The organism is Pseudonocardia yuanmonensis (assembly GCF_039542425.1).
Classification (GTDB): domain Bacteria; phylum Actinomycetota; class Actinomycetes; order Mycobacteriales; family Pseudonocardiaceae; genus Pseudonocardia; species Pseudonocardia yuanmonensis.
Genome location: NZ_BAABIC010000008.1, coordinates 158,811 through 176,014 on the forward strand (window position 1 = coordinate 158,811; position 17,204 = coordinate 176,014).

The window sequence follows — 17,204 nt, forward strand, 5'->3', positions numbered from 1 at the left end:
CGAGGGTTCGACTCGCGGATCCGCCGGACCTGGCTAGCCTTCGACCCGTGCCGAAGCGCCGCCCCGTCACGCCCCTCCGCCTGCTGCGCACGCCCCCGTGGGCGGAGCAGGATCCGTCCTGGCGTGGTGCGAGCCCCGCGCTGATCCGGGCCGCGACCGAACGGGCCGCCGCGCGCCCGTCCGGTGGCTGGGTGGTGCTCGCCGCGAGCCGCGAGGTGAAACCCGGCACGGCGTTCGGACGGACGGTGGCCGGGCGGGAGCTGGTGGCCTGGCGGGACGAGGCCGGGGCGCTGCACGTCGGCCCCGGGGCCTGCCCGCACCTCGGCGCCGCCCTCTGCGACGCCCCGGTCCACGACGGACAGCTGGTCTGCCGCTGGCACGGGCTCGCGCTCGGCGCCGGCGGGCGGCCGGGCTGGTCGCCGCTGCCCGCGTACGACGACGGCGTGCTGGCCTGGGTCCGGCTGAACGAGTTGCTGGCGCCCGGCGAGAGCCCCACCGAGGCGCCCGTGCTGGGCCCGCGGCCGCCGGCGGAGGGCTCGTTCTCCGCGGTCGCGACGGTGATCGGGCGGTGCGAGCCGCAGGACGTGGTCGCGAACCGGCTCGACCCGTGGCACGGCGCCTGGTTCCACCCGTACTCGTTCGCCTCACTGCGGGTGCTCGACGCGCCCGCCCCCGGGGTCTCGGAGGCCGAGGACCGCTTCCTCGTGGAGGTGAGCTTCCGGGTCGCGGGGCGGATCGGGGTGCCGGTGCACGCGGCGTTCAGCTGCCCCGAGCCGCGCACGGTCACGATGGAGATCGTCGACGGCGAGGGCGCCGGGAGCGTGGTCGAGACGCACGCGACCCCGCTCGGCCCGGGCCCCGACGGTGCACCCCGGACCGCCGTGATCGAGGCGGTCGTGGCGTACTCGGACCGCGGCGGGTTCGCGCACGTCGCGAAGGTGGGCGGGGCGCTGCGCCCGCTGGTGCGCGCCACCGCCGCCCGCCTGTGGAAGGACGACATCGCGTACGCGGAGCGCCGCTACACGGTCCGCACGCGGTAGGGCTACTCCTCCGGCTGCCGGCGCGCGGCCTCGCGCTCGGCCCTGCGGAGCCACGGCGAGCCGGCCGCCTCGGTCGTCGCCGAGCTGCGGCGGGGGGCGCGGAAGAGGTTGCGGACCCGGCCCCTCGCGAGTGCAGTCGGCGCACTCTTCCCGTCCCGTGTGGTCTCCCCGTCCGGCTCGGTCTCTCCCTCCGGCGCGGTCACACTGTCCGGCGCGGTTCGGTCCGGCGCGGTCCCACCGTCCGGGGCGATCCGGTCCGGCGCGGTCCCCACGTCCGGTGCGGTTCGGTCCGGCGGGATCTCGGCGTCCGGCGCGGTCCCGTCCCGCGCGGTTGTGCCGTCGGCCTCGGGGTCGTCGTCGGGTGTCCGGTCCGCGGCGGGTTCGCGCTCCACGCCGGCCGCCGCGTCCGCCCGCTCCGTGCCGGCGGGGGCGCCGGCGGGATCGCCGGCGTCGGCGTCCTCGGCGACGGTCGGGGCCTCGCCGGCCCCCGGTGCGGCGTTCGCCTCCACGGGCGACGCCGGCGCCGCAGGCTCCACCGCCCGGTCCGTCCGCTCCTCGCGGGCGGCGCCAACGGGGGCGGGCACGACGTTCTCGGGTGTGTCCGCGGGAGCCGACGCCACGAGGCGGCCGCGGCCGTCCGGCTCGGCCTCCACGCCCGTGCCCTCGGCCTCCCCACCGACCGACCGCGCGTCCACCACCGCCAGCCCCGCGGGCGGGGTCTCCGCCTCCGGGTCGGCATGGGTGAACAGCACCTCCTCAACGGGGTCGTCGACGTACACCGTGCCGTCGAGGTCGTGGTTGTCGGCGAACTCGTCCATGTCCGCATAGGACGTGGGCGCGGGACCGGCCTCGAGGTCCTCGTCGGGATCGGGACCGGAGCCCCGGACCTCCCGCGGCTCGTACCCGGTCTCGTCCTCCTCGTCGAGGTCGAACACGTCCGCACCCGGGTCCTCACGCCGCGACACCGGCCCCCACCCGGGCCGGTCCGCCGGCCTCGGCGCCGGGACCGGCGCGGACGCGACGGGCGGGGTGTCGGTGTCCGGCTCCACGCCCCGCTCCGTGCCCCCGTCCGCGCCGCGGTCCCCGGTGTCGGTCGCGTCCCCGGTGGCCGGCTCGTCGAGCGGCTCGTCGCCCTCGTCCTCCGGCTTGCGCCCGAGGAAGGTGTGCAGGACGTGCTCCTGCCAGCCCCCGACCGTCTGGACCCGGACGTCCGTGAACCCGGTGACCTCGAGCCGCTCCTTGAACGTCTGCGGGGAGTCGAAGCGCAGCACCGAGCGCCACAGGAAGGACGCCATGCCCGGCACCCGCCCGCGCATCCGGATCCGCGGCAGGTAGTCCAGCCAGCACGCGGCGGTCCAGCGCAGCCGTGCCACGCGGTTGCCGCGCACCGAGTACTCGTGCACCGCCAGCGGCCCGCCCGGCGCGAGCAGCTCGAGCAGGTAGTCGAGGGTGTCGTCGAGGTTGCGCTGGTGGCGCATCTGGAACACGACGAGGATCGCGTCGAACCGCGGCTCGATGCCCTCGGCGCGCAGGGCGTCGTCGAGCGTGCCGAGCGTGCCGTGCAGGAACCAGTAGTCCGGCGGCCAGGGCTCGCGCCGGGCGATCCCGACGAGCTCGGCGGACTCCTCGAGGGCCACGACCTTCCATCCCGGCGCCTCGTCCACGACCCCCTGCACCGGCGCCCCGCTGCCGCAGCCGAGGACCAGCAGCGTGCGTCTGCGCCCGCTCAGGCCCATCCGGTGGATCGTGGTCCGCAGCTGCGCACGGTAGGCGTCGCTGTTGCGGACGATCCGGTCGAAGGCCCGGGCGGGCTGGTCCAGGGCGGTGTCGACCGCCGGCAGGACGGTCTCCGGCGCGCTGGTCTCCGTTCCGCTCACGCCCCGATCCTGGCCCATCCGCAGGCCACGCCCAAGGGGACGCGCGCCGCGCCCGGACCGAATAGGCTGGTCGGGCGATGGTGCGAACCCTGGCCGTGGCCGACGAGGAGATCCCCGGACTGCGCTGCGGCGCCGCCCGGCGCAGCGGGGTGGATCTGGTCCTGGCCGCGGGCGACCTGCCCTTCGACTACCTCGCGGCGATCGCCGACGCCGTGGACCGGCCGGCCGTGATGGTCCCCGGCAACCACGACCGGGACCTGAGCGGCTTCCGCCAGCGCCGCGGGCTGTGGACCAGCGCCGGTCACCCCTGCGAGTGGCCGGGTCCGGCCGGCTTCGAGAACGCCGACGGTCGCATCGTCGACGCCGGCGGGCTGCGGATCGCGGGGCTCGGCGGCTGCCTGCGCTACCGGCCCGGGCCCAACCAGTGGACCGAGGCCGAGCAGACGCGACGCGCGAAACGGCTGGTCCGGCTGGCGAAGCGGGCCCGGCGCCGGGACGGACGGGGCGTCGACGTCCTGCTCACCCATGCGCCGCCGCGACACTGCGGGGACCGCGAGGACGGCCCGCACCGCGGCTTCGTCTGCCTGCACGGCGTGGTCGCGCAGCTGCAGCCGCGCTTCCTGGTGCACGGCCACATCCACCCCTACGGTGAGCGTGTACCGGACCGGATGCTGGGCACCACCAGGGTCGTCAACGTCGTCGGCAGGAAAGTGCTGGAGCTCTGAGTGGAGACCGGATTCCCGCAGACGGACGCGGAGCACGACTTCCTCCGCCTGCGCCGCCGGCAGGTGCTCTCCCGGCTGGCCGCGTGGCTGCGCCGGGTTCCCGACGACGTCTCCGAGATCCTCCCGTTCGACGAGGTCGTGGCCGCGCTGGGTCGTACCGGCGAGCGGCGCCTGCCGGGCATCCACGTCGTGGACCTGGACTCCGTCGTCGGCAGCGTCGACCGGACCGCGGACTTCGACCGCTGGTTCCGGCCGCGCAGCCGGCACTCGCGCGAGCGATGGGAGCGGCTCGCCCGTGCCCAGCGCCGCGGCGAGACCATCCCGCCGGTCGACCTGTACCGGGTGGGCGAGCTGCACTTCGTGCGGGACGGGCACCACCGCGTCTCGGTCGCGCACGCCCTCGGGCTGCGGACGATCGAGGCCGTCGTCACCGAGGTCACCACCAGGATCGACCCGCAGGGCATCGTGCACCGCGGGGACCTGATCACGAAGGACCTGCGGCGGGTCTTCCTCGACCGCGTCCCGCTCGGCCGCACCCAGCTGGCGACGATCGAGGTCGGCGACGCGTGGAACTACGCCGAGCTGTCCGAGACCGTCGAGGCCTGGGGCTTCCGGCTCATGCAGAGCGAGGGCCGCTACCTGGACCGCGAGACCGTCGCCCGGCGGTGGTGGGCCGAGGAGTACCGGCCCGTGGTGCGCATGCTCGCGCAGGCCGAGCTCGTCGGCAACCGCACCGAGACGGACGCCTACCTCCACCTCGCCTGCCAGCGCTACCGCCTGCTGCGCACCCACCGCTGGGACGACGAGGTGGTCGAGCGGCTGCGCGCGGACCCCGGCTGACCCGTGAGCGGCAACTGCCCCTCCGGCGGCAGTGGCCACTCACGACCCCCGCCGGCCTGCTCAGCCGCCGCCGAACGCGGAGTCGAACGCCGCCCCGGGCGGGTCGAACAGGTTGCGCCGCACGAACTGCAGCGCGTCCGGCGCCCCGTGCAGCCGGTCCATGCCGGCGTCCTCCCACTCGATCGACACCGGCCCGTCGTAGCCGATGGTGTTGAGCATCCGGAAGCACGCCTCCCACGGCACGTCACCGTGTCCGGTGGACACGAAGTCCCAGCCGCGCCGCGGGTCCGCCCAGGGCAGGTGCGAGCCCATCCGGCCGTTGCGCCCGTTTCCGACCTGGCGCTTCGCGTCCTTGCAGTCGACGTGGTAGATCCGGTCCCGGAAGTCCCACAGGAACCCGACCGGGTCGAGGTCCTGCCACACGAAGTGGCTCGGGTCCCAGTTCAGCCCGAACGCCTCGCGGTGCCCGACGGCCTCCAGCGCGGCGACCGTCGTCCAGTAGTCGTAGGCGATCTCGGACGGGTGCACCTCGTGCGCGAACCGCACGCCCACCTCGTCGAAGACGTCCAGGACGGGGTTCCAGCGGTCGGCGAAGTCCTGGTACCCCGCGTCCACCATGGACTGCGGCACGGGCGGGAACATCGCGACCGTCTTCCAGATGGACGAGCCGGTGAACCCGACGACCGTCCGCACGCCCAGCTTCGCCGCGGCGCGGGCGGTCACCTTCATCGCCTCGGCCGCCCGCTGCCGCACCCCCTCGGGCTCGCCGTCGCCCCACACCCGCGGGGGCACGATCCCCTTGTGGCGCTCGTCGATCGGGTCGTCGCAGACCGCCTGGCCGGTGAGGTGGTTGGAGATCGCGAAGACCTGCAGGCCGTGCTTCTCGAGGATGTCGCGCCGCTCCTGCACGTACCCGTCGTCCTCGACGGCGGCCCAGGGGTCGAAGTGATCGCCCCAGCAGGCGATTTCCAGCCCGTCGTAGCCCCACTCCCCCGCCAGCCGGGCCACCTCGGTGAAGGGCAGGTCCGCCCACTGCCCGGTGAACAGCGTGATCGGTCTCATGACGCGTCCCCCTCGATCGTCTCCCAGCAGCTGCCGCCGGCCGCGGACCGTTCGACCGCGTCGAGCACCAGCTGCACCTGCATCCCGTCGGCGAACGACGGCACCGGGTCGGCCCCGGACCCGATGTCGCGCACCAGGTCCGCCACCTCGTGCACGAAGGTGTGCTCGTAGCCGAGCCCGTGCCCGGGCGGCCACCACGCGCCCGCGTACGGATGGGTCGGCTCGGTGACGTGGATGCGCCGGAACCCGGCGGTGTCCGGGTCCTCGGTGCCGTCGTGGAACCAGAGCTCGTTCATGTTCTCGAAGTCGAACGCCAGTGACCCGCTGCCGCCGTTGATCTCCAGCCGCAGCGCGTTCTTGCGCCCGGTCGCGAAGCGCGTGGCCTCGAACGAGGCGAGCGCGCCGCCGGCGAAGCGGCCGAGGAACAGCGCGGCGTCGTCGACGGTCACCTCCCCGCGCTCCGCGGCACCCGCACCCGAGAGCCCGCCGGACAGCGCGGCCAGCGGCCGCTCCTTCACGAAGGTCTCGGTGAGCGCCGAGACCCCGGTGAGCCGGTCGCCGACGACGTACTGCGCGAGGTCCACGATGTGCGCGCCGATGTCGCCGAGCGCGCCCGACCCCGCCTTGTCCCGCTGCAGCCGCCAGACCAGCGGGAATGCCGGGTCGACGATCCAGTCCTGCAGGTAGACGGCGCGCACGTGCCGGACCGGGCCGATGCGGCCCTGCTCCACCAGCCGCCGGGCCAGTGCGATGGCCGGCACCCGGCGGTAGTTGAAGCCGACCATCGACCGCACCCCGCGGGCCTTCGCGCGCTCTGCCGCCGCGACCATGGCCCGGGCCTCGTCGACGGTGTTGGCCAGCGGCTTCTCGCACAGCACGTGCTTGCCCGCGTCGAGGGCCGCGACCGCGATCTCGGCGTGCGTGTCGCCCGGGCTGCAGACGTCGACGAGGGCGACGTCGTCCCGGGTCAGCAGCTGCTTCCAGTCCGTCTCGACCTCGCGCCAGCCGAGCTTCGTCGCCGCCGCCCGGGCCCCCTCCGGGTCCCGGCCGCACAGCACCGTCATCTCCGGGGCGAGCGGCAGGTCGAAGGCGTGCGCGGCCGTCCGCCACGCCTGCGAGTGGGCCGCGCCCATGAAGGCGTAGCCGATCATGCCGACGCCGAGCGGTGGGGTCACGACTCGAAGCCCAGCGGCAGGTAGTCGGCGACGTTCTCCTTCGTGATGGTCGCCGAGGCCAGCGTGATGGACGTCGGGACCTCCTTCTCCACCAGGTCGCCCATGCCACGGTTCTGCGCGACGAGCCGGGCCAGCGAGATGGCCGACGACGCCATGGTCGGGCTGTAGGTCACCGTCGCCTTGAGCACGGTGTTGTCGGCCTGGATGTCCCGCATGGCGTTGGCCGAGCCGGCCCCGCCCACCATGAAGAACTCGTTGCGCCCCGCCTGGTTGATCGCGGCGAGCACGCCGATGCCCTGGTCGTCGTCGTGGTTCCAGAGGGCGTCGAGCTTCGGCGCGGCCTGCAGCAGGTTCGCCGTGACCCGCTGCCCGCCCTGCGCGGTGAAGTCCGCGGCCTGGCGCGGGCCGACCGCGTAGCCGTAGGAGGCCAGCGCGTCGGAGAAGCCCTTGCTCCGCTCCTGCGTGAGCGGGAGGTTGTCGATGCCGGCGACCTCGCCGATGACCGGGTTGGTGATGTTCGCGGCGCGCAGCCGGTCGCCGATGTAGATGCCGGCGCTGACGCCCATGCCGTAGTTGTCGCCGCCGATCCAGGTCCGGTAGGCCAGCGGCGAGTCGAAGATGCGGTCGAGGTTGATCACCGGGATGTCGGCGTCCATGGCCCGGCGCCCCAGACTGGTCAGCTGGCTGCCGTCGTTGGGCAGGATGACCAGGGCGTCGACCCTCTGGTTGATGAGGGTCTCCACGGCGGCGATCTGCTGGGCGACGTCGTTGGTCGGGTTCACCGGCGCGAAGGTGACGTCCGGGTACTGCTCGGCCTGGGCCTTGGCGTTGTTCGCGATCGCGGCGATCCAGCCGTGGTCGGCCGCGGGCGCGGAGAAGCCGATGGTGACGGGGGCACCGGGGGTGGCGTTGTTGCCGGCGGCCGCGCCGACGTTGGCGCCGGAACCGCCGGACGGGGCCTCGTTGCTGGTGCAGGCGGCCACCGTGGCCACCGTGCCGACGCCGAGCGCGGCGAGGAAGCCGCGGCGGCCGAGGCCTCCGGGCAGCAGGGAATCGGACATGGCTCTCGCACTCCTTCGTGGACGGCCGGGTCAGGTGGTGGACGAGCGCCGGGCGCGGGCCTGGATCAGCACCGCGACCACGATGATCGCGCCCTTGGCGATGTTCTGGACCTCGATGGCGAGGTTGTTCAGCACGAACAGGTTGGTGATCACGGTGAACACGAGGACGCCGAGGATCGAGCCGATCAGCGTGCCGCGGCCGCCGGTGAGCAGCGTGCCGCCGATGATCACCGCGGCGATGGCGTCGAGCTCGTAGAGCGTGCCGTGGGTGCTCGAGCCGGTCGTGGTGAGCGAGGCGATCATGATCGCCGCGATGCCGCAGCACAGGCCCGACAGCACGTAGAGCAGGACCGTGTGCCGCCGGACGTCCACGCCGGCCAGCCGCGCCGCCTCCGGGTTGCCGCCGATCGCGAAGGTCCGGCGGCCGAAGGTGGTGCGGTTCAGCACCACCCAGCCGACGGCGATCACCACGGCGAAGATGTAGACGAGCAGCGGGATGCCCAGGATCCGGGTGCTCGCGATGGCGGCGATCACCGGGTCCGTGACGATCTGGCTGCGCCGCCCGGAGATCAGCTCGGCGAGGCCCTGGGCGGAGATCAGCATCGCCAGCGTCGCGATGAACGGGACGATCCGGCCGTAGGCGATGAGCACGCCGTTGACCAGCCCGGCGCCGACACCGACCGCCAGCGCGCAGAAGATCATCACGACCCAGCCGAAGGACTGCGTCGCGACGGTCGTCGCCCACACCGACGCCAGCGCCATCACCTTGCCGACGGAGAGGTCGATGCCGCCGCCGATGATCACGAAGGTCACGCCGACGGTGAGCACGCCGATGATCGAGGCCGAGGTCAGCACGGTCAGCAGGTTCGACACGGTCGGGAAGGTCTGCGGCGCCGTCACCACCCCGACCACGGCGAGCAGGACCAGGACCGCGACGAGCCCCATGTTGCGCCCGACCCCGCCCTCGAACAGCAACCGCACCGCGCGCGAGGGTTCGGGTCCCGCGGGCGCACGCTCCGGTGCCCGTGCTCCCGGCGCCTCCCCGGACGTCTGCTGCCCGGACGTCTGCTGCCCGGACGTCGCCCCGGACGTCCGGCCCTGCTCGCTCATGCCTGCACCTCCGCAGGACGGTCGTCGGCGGTCATGTCCGCTCCCCCTCCATCACCAGGTCGAGCACCCGGTGCTCGTCGAGCTCGGCGGCCGGGCCCGCGTGCACGACCCGGCCCTCCCGCACCACCAGCACCCGGTCGGCCAGGCCCAGCACCTCGGGCACCTCGCTGGAGACCAGCACGATCGCGACGCCCTCCGAGGCGAGCCGGCGCACCAGCGCGTACATCTCGCTGCGGGCGCCGACGTCGACGCCGCGGGTGGGCTCGTCGAGCAGCAGCACCTCGCAGCCGTGCAGCAGCCAGCGGGCGAGCACGACCTTCTGCTGGTTGCCGCCGGAGAGCGTGCGCACGGGGCGGCGCGGGTCGGCGGGCCGGACGTCGAGCTGCGCGGTGACCACACCGGCGTCGGCCAGCTCGGCCTCCCCGCCGAGGAACCCGCCGCGGGCGAACCGGCGCAGGGCCGGTAGGGACACGTTGCGCATCACCGGCTCGTCGAGCAGCAGGCCCTGGCTCTTGCGCTCCTCCGGCGCCAGCCCGAGCCCGGCCCGGACGGCGACCGGCACCGAGCCGCGCCTCAGCGCCCGCCCGCGGACCCGGACCTCGCCGGTGTCGGCCCGCCGGGCGCCGTAGATCGTCTCGAGGATCTCCGAGCGCCCCGAGCCGACCAGGCCCGCGAGCCCCACCACCTCGCCCGCCCGGACCGTGAACGACACGTCCGCGAACTCGCCGGCGCGCCCCAGACCCTCGACCTCGAGCACGACCTCGCCGGTGGTGCCGGTCGACGGCGGGAACACGTACTCGAGCGAGCGCCCGGTCATCAGCCGGATGACGTCCGCGGTCGGCGTGGTCCGGGCGGGCAGGTTCCGGGCGACGGTCCGGCCGTCCTTCAGCACGGTGACCCGGTCGCCGATCTCGCGGATCTCCTCGAGCCGGTGGGAGATGTACACGACCGCCACGCCGTCCGCGATCAGCTCGCGGATGACCCGGAAGAGGTTGCGCACCTCCTCGGGGTCGAGCACGGCCGACGGCTCGTCCATCACGATCAGCCGGGCGTCCCGGGCCAGCGCACGGGCCATGCTGACGATCTGCTGGCCGGCGGCGGAGAGGTCGCCGAGCTCGCGGCGCGGGGGGATCTCGGGATGGCCGAGCCGGGTGAGCAGCCGCCGGGCGATCCGCTCCGCGTCGCGCGGGCGGGTGAAGCCGAGCCGGGCGGGCTCGTGCCCCAGCACGACGTTCTCCGCGACCGACAGCCCGGGGACGAGGTCGAGCTCCTGGTGGATGGTGGCGATGCCGGCGGCGTCGGCGGCGTGCGGCGACCCGAAGGTGACCGGGGCGCCGTCCCAGGTGATCGCCCCCGCGTCCGGGCGGTGGGCGCCGGCCAGCACCTTGATCAGGGTCGACTTGCCGGCCCCGTTCTGCCCGAGCAGGCAGTGGACCTCGCCCGGGGCGACGTCGAGGTCGACACCGTCGAGCGCACGCACGCCGGGGAAGGTCTTCACGATCCCGCGCATCGTCAGCAGTGACGCCACCAGGGGAAAGTAGAAGCGTTGACCAGCGCCGTACAACGACCGAATAATGCCCTTTCCGGCTATTTATCGGACGATATCGGGGCGAGACGATGGCGTTGCCGCACTCGACGACACCCCGGGCCCCCCAGCCCGGGCCGGCGCAGCCCGGTCCGGCGCTGCCCGGTCCGGTGTTGCCCGGCTCGGCCCCCCTGCCGACCCTGCGGCTGAGCGCCCCGCCGCAGACCGGGCGCATCGACTCGGCGGTGCTGCTCAGCACCGTCGCCCGACTGGTCGCCTCGGGGACCGCGCTCAGCAAGGCCGACCTGGTCGCCGCGACCGGGCTGGCCAGGACCACCGTGAGCACCGCCGTCGACGAGCTGCTCGCCGGCGGGCTGCTCCGGCTCGACGGGCTGCGGCCCACCGCCGGCCGGGGCCGGCCCGCCGACCGGCTCGCACTCGCCGCCGGGGGCGGGCGGGTGCTGGTCGCCGACGTCGGTGCGCGGGGTGCGCACCTCGCTGTGACCGACCTCGGCCAGCGGGTGCTCGCGCACACGCACATCGACCTCGATGTCACGGACGGGCCGGACACCGTGCTCCGGATGGTGGAGACGGAGCTCACGCGGCTCCGCGGCGGCTCGGGCGTGCCGGCGCGGGCGGTCGTGATCGGCCTGCCCGGGCCGGTCGACAACCACCTGGGCATCCCGGTGCGGCCGCCGATCATGCCCGGCTGGCACGCCTACCCCGTCACTGCCCGGCTCCAGCAGGCGTTCGGGTGCCCGGCCGTGCTGGAGAACGACGTGAACCTGCGCGCGCTCGGCGAGGCCCGGGCGCTGCCCGCCGACCAGGTCCCGCTGCTGTTCGTCAAGGTCGGGACCGGGATCGGCGGCGGACTGGTGACCGGCGGGGGCTCGCTGCACCACGGTGCCGACGGGGCGGCGGGCGACATCGGGCACGTGCGCGTGCGCGGGGCGCCCGACGACGCGTGCGTGTGCGGCAACGTCGGCTGCATCGAGGCCGTCGCCTCGGCCGGGGCCATCGCGCGCCGGCTCGGGCGCCGCGGCGAGGCGCCCTCGATCGCCGAGGTCAGGGCCATGCTCGGGCGCGGGGATGCCGCGGCGATCGCTGCGGTGCGCGAGGCGGCGGGGCTGATCGGCGAGCTCGTCGCGACCCTCGTCCACCTCTACAACCCGGCGCGGGTGACGATCGGCGGCTCGCTGACCGCGGCCAGCGACGAGCTGCTCGCCGGGGTCCGCAGCGTGGTCTACCAGCGCGCCCTGCCGCTGGCCACGCGCAACCTGGTGCTCACCAACAGCGCGCTCGGGGAGTACGCGGGCGTCGCCGGCGCGACGGTCCTCGGCATCGAGCGGGTGCTCTCCGCGGAGTCCATCGGCCTCCTCCTCGGTGCCTGACGCCCCCGCGAGTCGCGCTCCGGGCTCCCGCGAGTCGGGACTTCCGGCGGCGCGAGTCGAGACTTCCGGCGGCGCGAGTCGCGACTTCCGGCAGCGCGAGTCGGGAGCTCGTGCAACGCGCGACTCGCGCTGCAGGATCTCCCGACCCGCGGAACCGAGGGTCAGACGGTGGCGGGGGCGGCCTCGCTCGCCGTCAGGTTCCGGCCCGTCCTGGGGTCGAAGACCTGCAGCTTGGAGGTGTCCACCCACACGTCGACGGCCTGGCCCTCGCGGGCACCCGAGGCGGCGGAGAGCCGGGTGACCAGCGAGCCCCCGTCGCCGCCCGGGACGTCCGCGGTCCCCGCGTCGGCGGCCAGCTCGGCGAGCTCGTCCGAGGTCGCCTGCTCCTCGATCGTGAAGTAGGCGAACTTGTCCGAGCCCATCGACTCCAGGACGTCCACCTGGGCGTTGAAGGTGGAGCCCTGGTGGCGGACGCCCTCGTCGATCAGGGAGGCGTCCTCGAAGTGCTCCGGCCGGATCCCGACGATCACGTCCCGCTCCGCCCCCGACGCGGACAGCGTCTGGCGCAGCTGGTCGGAGAGCGCCAGATCGCCCAGCGCCGTGCGGAGCGAGTTGTTCTCCAGCCGCGCGGGCAGGAAGTTCATGGCCGGCGAGCCGATGAACCCGGCGACGAACAGGTTGGCGGGGTGGTCGTAGAGGTGCTGCGGCGAGCCGATCTGCTGCACCACGCCGCTGCGCATGACGACGATCCGGTCCCCGAGCGTCATGGCCTCGGTCTGGTCGTGCGTGACGTAGACCGTGGTCGTCTCCAGGCGCTGCTGCAGCTTGGAGACCATCGTCCGCATCTGCACGCGAAGCTTGGCGTCGAGGTTCGACAGCGGCTCGTCCATGAGGAAGGCCTTGGGGCTGCGGACGATCGCGCGGCCCATCGCGACGCGCTGCCGCTGGCCGCCGGACATGTTCGCGGGCTTGCGGTCCAGGTGCTGGGTGAGGTCGAGGATCTTCGCCGCGTCCGTGACCTTGCGGTCGATCTCCGCCTTGTCGACCTTGGCCAGCTTGAGCGGGAAGGCCATGTTCTCCCGCACCGTCATGTGCGGGTAGAGCGCGTAGGACTGGAACACCATTGCGATGTCGCGGTCCTTCGGCGCGCGCTCGTTCATGCGCTGGCCGCCGATGCGCAGCTCGCCCTCGGAGATGTCCTCGAGCCCGGCGATCATGTTGAGGGTCGTGGACTTCCCGCAGCCGGAGGGGCCGACGAGGATGATGAACTCGCCGTCGGCGATCTCGATGTTGACGTCGTCGGCGCCGAGGGTGCCGTCGGGGTACCGCTTGTACACGTGGTCCAGGACGATGTCGGCCATCGGGTTATCCCTTCACTGCGCCGGAGGTGAGCCCGGCGACGATCCGGCGCTGGAAGAACAGCACGAAGACGATGATCGGAATGGTCAGCAGCACGGCCGCGGCCGCGATCGACCCGGTCGGCTCGGCGAACTGCGAGGCGCCGGTGAAGTTCGCGATCGCCACCGTCGCCGTCTGCGAGCGGCTCGTCGAGGTCAGCGAGATCGCGAACAGGAAGTCGTTCCAGCAGAAGATGAACACGAGGATCGCCGTGGTGAACACGCCCGGCGCGGCCAGCGGGACGATGACCGAGCGGAAGGCCTGCAGCGGCGTGGCGCCGTCCATCTTCGCCGCCTTCTCCAGCTCCCACGGGATCTCCCGGAAGAACGCGGAGAGCGTGTAGATCGCCAGCGGCAGCGCGAAGGTGATGTACGGCAGGATCAGCCCGAGCCAGGTGTCGAAGATGCCGATCCCGCGGAAGATGTCGAACAGCGGACTGACCAGCGAGATCTGCGGGAACATCGCGATCAGCAGCGAGACGCCGACCAGCACCTTCTTGCCCGGGAAGTCCAGGCGGGCGATGGCGTAGGCCGCCATGGTGCCGATGACGACGGCGAGCACCGTCGAGATCAGCGCGATGCCGATCGAGTTGACCAGGGCGGACGTGAAGAGCCCGATCTGGAAGATCTGCGCGTAGTTGTCCAGCGTCCAGCTGCGCGGGAAGAAGTTCCCGTCCGTGATCGTGTCGGTGGTCTTGAAGCTCAGCGACAGGATCCACAGCACCGGCACCAGCGCGTAGAGCAGCACGACCAGGTCGGCGACCGCCCACCAGGTCTTCTTCTGCCCCTCGGACATGCCCGCGCCCTTGGACGTGCCCTTCGCCGGGGCGGCGGGCCGGGACTCCACTGCGGTGGCCATCAGCGCTTCCCCTCGTCCGAGCCGGGCGCCGCCGCGCCGAAGATCTTGATGAACAGGAACGCGATCAGCGCGACGGCGATGAAGATCAGCACGCTGATCGCCGAGCCGATGCCCAGGTTGAAGGCCTTGAACAGGTTGTCGTAGCCCAGCATCGACACCGAGCCGGTGCCGTTGGAGCCCTGCGTGAGGATGTAGATGTTGTCGAACACGCGGAAGGCGTCGAGCGTGCGGAACAGCAACGCGACCAGGATGGCCGGCTTCATCATCGGCAGGATGATCCGGGTCAGCCGCTGCCACGGGCCGGCGCCGTCGACCTGGGCGGCCTTGAGCAGGTCGTCCGGCACGAGGGCGAGGCCGGCCATCAGCAGCAGCGCCATGAACGGCGTGGTCTTCCAGACCTCGGCCAGGATGATCAGCAGGATCGCCGACACCTGCCCGGTCAGCGGCGCGGCGCCCTCGGGCAGCATCGCCGCCAGGTAGCCCTTGTCCGGCGTCCAGGCGAACTGCCAGCTGAAGGCCGCGACGACCGTGACGATGCCGTACGGGATGAGCACGACGGTCCTGGTCAGGCCGCGCCCGACGATCGTGCGGTGCATGACCAGCGCCAGTGCCAGGCCGAGCACGAACTCGATCGCCACCGAGACGATCGTGATGATCATCGTGACCAGGAAGGCGCGCCACCAGTACTCGCTGGAGAGCACGGCGGCGTAGTTGGAGAGCCCGGCGAAGCTCTGCTCGGCCGGGAACCGCAGGTCGTAGCGCTGCAGCGACAGCCAGATCGCGTAGACGATCGGGTAGGCGGTGACCGCGACCATGATGATCGCGGCGGGGGCGCAGAGCAGGAGCCCGAGGCGGCGCTCGGCCTTCTTGCCCTCGGACAGCTCCGGCCTGCCCCGGCGGTGCGCCCCGCCCTGCTGCTCGGTCTGTTCCCTGGTCGCGGCCGCGGGGGCCCCGCTGTCGATGCTCACGGCACCAGCCCTTCCGAGTTCTGCGCGCGGACGATCTGGTCGGCGAGCTCGGCCGGCACCGCGGCGGGGTCGATCTCCGCGGGCGGGTTGAGCAGGTCCGAGATCACGATCGAGATGCTCTGGTAGGCCGGGGTCTTGGGCCGCACGCTCGCGTTGTCCAGCGACTCCTTGATGGCCTGCCAGGCCGGGTACTCCTGCTGGAAGGAGGGGTCCGAGTACAGGGCCTCGAGCGTCGGCGGGACACCGCCGTCGACCGCGTTGCGCAGCTGGTTCTCCCGGTTGCGCAGGCACTGCACGGCCTCGAAGGCCAGGTCCTTGTTCAGCGAGGTGCTGCTCACGCCCAGGTTCAGCCCGCCGATGGTGACCCTGGCGGGCTCGCCCGGGTTCACCGACGGGTACGGCGCCCACTTGAACACGTCGACCACCTGGCGCCCGGTGTCTGTGGCGGCGGGCTTGCCCTGCTCGTCGATGAAGGTGCCGCCACCGCCGCCGTCCGGCGGCGGGGTGTTGATCGAGGCGTAGACGAACGGGTAGTTGATCTGGAACGCCGCGGTGCCGGCCTCCATCGCGAGCCGGCCGTCGTTCTCCTTGGCCACCGAGAGCGACGGGTCCGAGGCGGGCGACGACGCCACCCGCTTCATGATCGCGGCGGCCCTCTCGGCGTCGCCCGCGCCGGGCTGCTCGGCGATCAGGACCTTGCCGTTCTCGTCGACGATCTGGCTGCCGGCGCTGTTGACCAGCGTGTTGAACCAGACCGTGAGGCCCTCGTACTGGGCGCCCTGGACCTCGATGTAGGAGGGCAGGCCGCGCTGCTGCAGCGCCTCGGACATCTGGATCATCTCGTCCCACGTCGTCGGGGGCGTGGGCACGAGGTCCGAGCGGTACCAGAGGATCTGGGTGTTGGTGTTCAGCGGGGCGGCCCAGAGGTCGCCCTGGTAGGTGCCGGTCTCGAGCGGACCGGCGAGGGTGCCCTGCTCGACCTGGCTGCGCACCGCCGGCGGGAACTTCTCCAGCCAGCCGGCCTTGGCGAACTCGGCGGTCCAGGTGACGTCGATGCCGACGATGTCGACGGAGGTGTCACCCGCCACCAGCCGGCGGGCCAGCTGCAGGCGCTGGTCGTCCGCGCCCTTGGGGAGCGTCTGCTGCGCGATCGTGTACCGCCCGCCGGCGGCCGTCGTGCAGTCCTCGGCCGCCTGGGCGTACTGGGTGGCGCCGTCCGCCGGTGTGTAGAAGTTCAGGGTCGGCGGCCCGGCGGCCTCGGCCCCGCACCCGGCGAGCACCGCCGCGGCGAGCACCGCGCTGCCGGCGGCGGCCCAGCGGCGCCCGCGCCTCCTGCGCGGCCCGTCGGCCTTCCCGCCCCGCGCTCCCGGCGGCTGCCCCATCCCGGCCTCCCGTTCCGACGACGCGGGCGGCCGGTACGGGACTCGGCGGCGCAGCATCGCACAGTCGTGTGACCCCGATCACGACGAGCGATCGGTACGGGAAACCTATGTCGGGTGCGGGCACCCCGCAATCGGAGATCGGGGCAGTGACCAAGCCGAGACCCGATCAGGCCGAAATGGACGCGAACGGAGGAGTCCGGCTTGCGCTCAGGCGCCGGTGGCGGTACCCATCGCCAGTTTCGCCAACAGCTCGCGGGCCTTCTCCGCGTTGCGCGGCTGGCACAGTACGTCGTACCGGCCGGCGACCATCTGGCTGGCCGAGGTGAAGTCCCGGCGACCGCGCGTGCCCCAGTACTGGGCCGCCGCGAAGGCCAGGCCGAACACGATGCCGCCGAGCAGCGCGACCACGATCCGGACGACTCCGCCGCCCCCGGTGCTGAACAGGCTGAGCAGCAGGCCCACGAACAGACCGAACCAGGCGCCGGACGCCGCGCCCGAGAGGAGCACGCGCCCCCACGTCAGCCGCCCGACGATCCGCTCGACGAGCATCAGGTCGACGCCGACGATCGTCACGTCCCGCACGGGGAAGTCGCTGTCGGCGAGGTGGTCGACGGCCCGCTGCGCCTCCTCGTAGGTGGCGTAGGAGCCGACCGGCCAACCGGTGGGCGGGGTGGGCAGGTTGGGCAGGCCCGGTGCGGGCTGACCGCTGCCGCCGAACGGGGTGGTCACGGGCTCTCTCCTCGGTACGGCCGACTGGACACCTCGGACATCTCGGTGCCCATGATGTCAACG

15 protein-coding genes are annotated in these 17,204 nt (G+C 73.2%); 4 read left to right on the plus strand and 11 right to left on the minus strand.

All coding sequences use genetic code 11. From position 1 onward, the window contains the following. Window positions 1-47 precede the first annotated feature (47 nt). Window positions 48-1,040, plus strand: coding sequence for a Rieske (2Fe-2S) protein (locus ABD990_RS14080; RefSeq protein WP_345380916.1), 993 nt, complete (start codon window positions 48-50; stop codon window positions 1,038-1,040). Window positions 1,041-1,042: 2 nt separating this feature from the next. On the opposite strand, the gene ABD990_RS14085 is transcribed toward ABD990_RS14080, so the two are convergent. Further along, window positions 1,043-2,917 carry a class I SAM-dependent methyltransferase gene (locus ABD990_RS14085; RefSeq protein ID WP_345380917.1) on the minus strand — a complete coding sequence of 625 codons (1,875 nt, stop codon included), beginning with the start codon at window positions 2,915-2,917 and terminating at the stop codon, window positions 1,043-1,045. A 77-nt stretch (window positions 2,918-2,994) separates the two neighbouring features. Between ABD990_RS14085 and ABD990_RS14090 the strand changes: the two genes are divergently transcribed. Further along, window positions 2,995-3,642: a metallophosphoesterase family protein gene (locus ABD990_RS14090; RefSeq protein WP_345380918.1), complete on the plus strand. Its 648-nt coding sequence runs from the start codon at window positions 2,995-2,997 to the stop codon at window positions 3,640-3,642. Continuing rightward, complete coding sequence (locus ABD990_RS14095) at window positions 3,643-4,482, plus strand: ParB N-terminal domain-containing protein (RefSeq protein ID WP_345380919.1); 840 nt, start codon at window positions 3,643-3,645, stop codon at window positions 4,480-4,482. Between the two features lie 60 nt (window positions 4,483-4,542). Here ABD990_RS14095 and ABD990_RS14100 read toward each other — a convergent pair whose 3' ends face one another. From ABD990_RS14100 to ABD990_RS14120, 5 genes are all read right to left on the minus strand, one after another. After that, a complete protein-coding gene (locus ABD990_RS14100) occupies window positions 4,543-5,544 on the minus strand; it encodes a sugar phosphate isomerase/epimerase family protein (protein ID WP_345380920.1) in 1,002 nt (333 codons plus the stop codon). Further along, entirely contained in the window at window positions 5,541-6,695 is a 1,155-nt protein-coding gene (locus tag ABD990_RS14105) for a Gfo/Idh/MocA family protein (RefSeq protein ID WP_345381013.1), read from the minus strand. The genes ABD990_RS14100 and ABD990_RS14105 overlap by 4 nt, the downstream gene beginning before the upstream one ends. Window positions 6,696-6,715: 20 nt before the next feature. Further along, complete coding sequence (locus tag ABD990_RS14110) at window positions 6,716-7,780, minus strand: substrate-binding domain-containing protein (protein ID WP_345380922.1); 1,065 nt, start codon at window positions 7,778-7,780, stop codon at window positions 6,716-6,718. Window positions 7,781-7,810: 30 nt separating this feature from the next. Further along, on the minus strand, window positions 7,811-8,725 hold the full coding sequence (locus tag ABD990_RS14115) for an ABC transporter permease (RefSeq protein WP_345381014.1): 915 nt from the start codon (window positions 8,723-8,725) through the stop codon (window positions 7,811-7,813). Between the two features lie 196 nt (window positions 8,726-8,921). Further along, a complete protein-coding gene (locus ABD990_RS14120; protein ID WP_345381015.1) occupies window positions 8,922-10,400 on the minus strand; it encodes a sugar ABC transporter ATP-binding protein in 1,479 nt (492 codons plus the stop codon). A gap of 107 nt (window positions 10,401-10,507) precedes the next feature. Here ABD990_RS14120 and ABD990_RS14125 point away from each other — a divergent pair, with 107 nt between their 5' ends. Next, window positions 10,508-11,806, plus strand: coding sequence for an ROK family transcriptional regulator (locus ABD990_RS14125; RefSeq protein ID WP_345380923.1), 1,299 nt, complete (start codon window positions 10,508-10,510; stop codon window positions 11,804-11,806). A gap of 161 nt (window positions 11,807-11,967) precedes the next feature. On the opposite strand, the gene ABD990_RS14130 is transcribed toward ABD990_RS14125, so the two are convergent. From ABD990_RS14130 to ABD990_RS14150, 5 genes are all read right to left on the minus strand, one after another. Continuing rightward, window positions 11,968-13,167, minus strand: a complete 1,200-nt coding sequence (locus ABD990_RS14130) for an ABC transporter ATP-binding protein (protein ID WP_345380924.1) — start codon at window positions 13,165-13,167, stop codon at window positions 11,968-11,970. A 4-nt stretch (window positions 13,168-13,171) separates the two neighbouring features. Beyond that, window positions 13,172-13,999, minus strand: coding sequence for a carbohydrate ABC transporter permease (locus ABD990_RS14135; protein ID WP_345381016.1), 828 nt, complete (start codon window positions 13,997-13,999; stop codon window positions 13,172-13,174). Window positions 14,000-14,061: 62 nt separating this feature from the next. Beyond that, window positions 14,062-15,030 (minus strand): carbohydrate ABC transporter permease, encoded by a 969-nt coding sequence (locus ABD990_RS14140; protein ID WP_425569597.1) that lies wholly within the window; start codon window positions 15,028-15,030, stop codon window positions 14,062-14,064. Further along, window positions 15,027-16,469 (minus strand): ABC transporter substrate-binding protein, encoded by a 1,443-nt coding sequence (locus ABD990_RS14145; RefSeq protein WP_345380925.1) that lies wholly within the window; start codon window positions 16,467-16,469, stop codon window positions 15,027-15,029. Before ABD990_RS14145 ends, ABD990_RS14140 begins: the two co-directional genes overlap by 4 nt. A gap of 150 nt (window positions 16,470-16,619) precedes the next feature. After that, window positions 16,620-17,141: a YflT domain-containing protein gene (locus tag ABD990_RS14150; protein WP_345380926.1), complete on the minus strand. Its 522-nt coding sequence runs from the start codon at window positions 17,139-17,141 to the stop codon at window positions 16,620-16,622. Window positions 17,142-17,204 lie beyond the last annotated feature (63 nt).

Coding starts and splice junctions, on each gene's coding strand:
- ABD990_RS14105 (WP_345381013.1), bottom strand. CDS start 6,695: ATGATCGGCTACGCCTTCATGGGCGCGGCCCACTCGCAGGCGTGGCGG.
- ABD990_RS14130 (WP_345380924.1), bottom strand. CDS start 13,167: ATGGCCGACATCGTCCTGGACCACGTGTACAAGCGGTACCCCGACGGC.
- ABD990_RS14125 (WP_345380923.1), top strand. CDS start 10,508: ATGGCGTTGCCGCACTCGACGACACCCCGGGCCCCCCAGCCCGGGCCG.
- ABD990_RS14110 (WP_345380922.1), bottom strand. CDS start 7,780: ATGTCCGATTCCCTGCTGCCCGGAGGCCTCGGCCGCCGCGGCTTCCTC.
- ABD990_RS14135 (WP_345381016.1), bottom strand. CDS start 13,999: ATGTCCGAGGGGCAGAAGAAGACCTGGTGGGCGGTCGCCGACCTGGTC.
- ABD990_RS14100 (WP_345380920.1), bottom strand. CDS start 5,544: ATGAGACCGATCACGCTGTTCACCGGGCAGTGGGCGGACCTGCCCTTC.
- ABD990_RS14120 (WP_345381015.1), bottom strand. CDS start 10,400: ATGCGCGGGATCGTGAAGACCTTCCCCGGCGTGCGTGCGCTCGACGGT.
- ABD990_RS14090 (WP_345380918.1), top strand. CDS start 2,995: ATGGTGCGAACCCTGGCCGTGGCCGACGAGGAGATCCCCGGACTGCGC.
- ABD990_RS14145 (WP_345380925.1), bottom strand. CDS start 16,469: ATGCTGCGCCGCCGAGTCCCGTACCGGCCGCCCGCGTCGTCGGAACGG.
- ABD990_RS14115 (WP_345381014.1), bottom strand. CDS start 8,725: ATGGGGCTCGTCGCGGTCCTGGTCCTGCTCGCCGTGGTCGGGGTGGTG.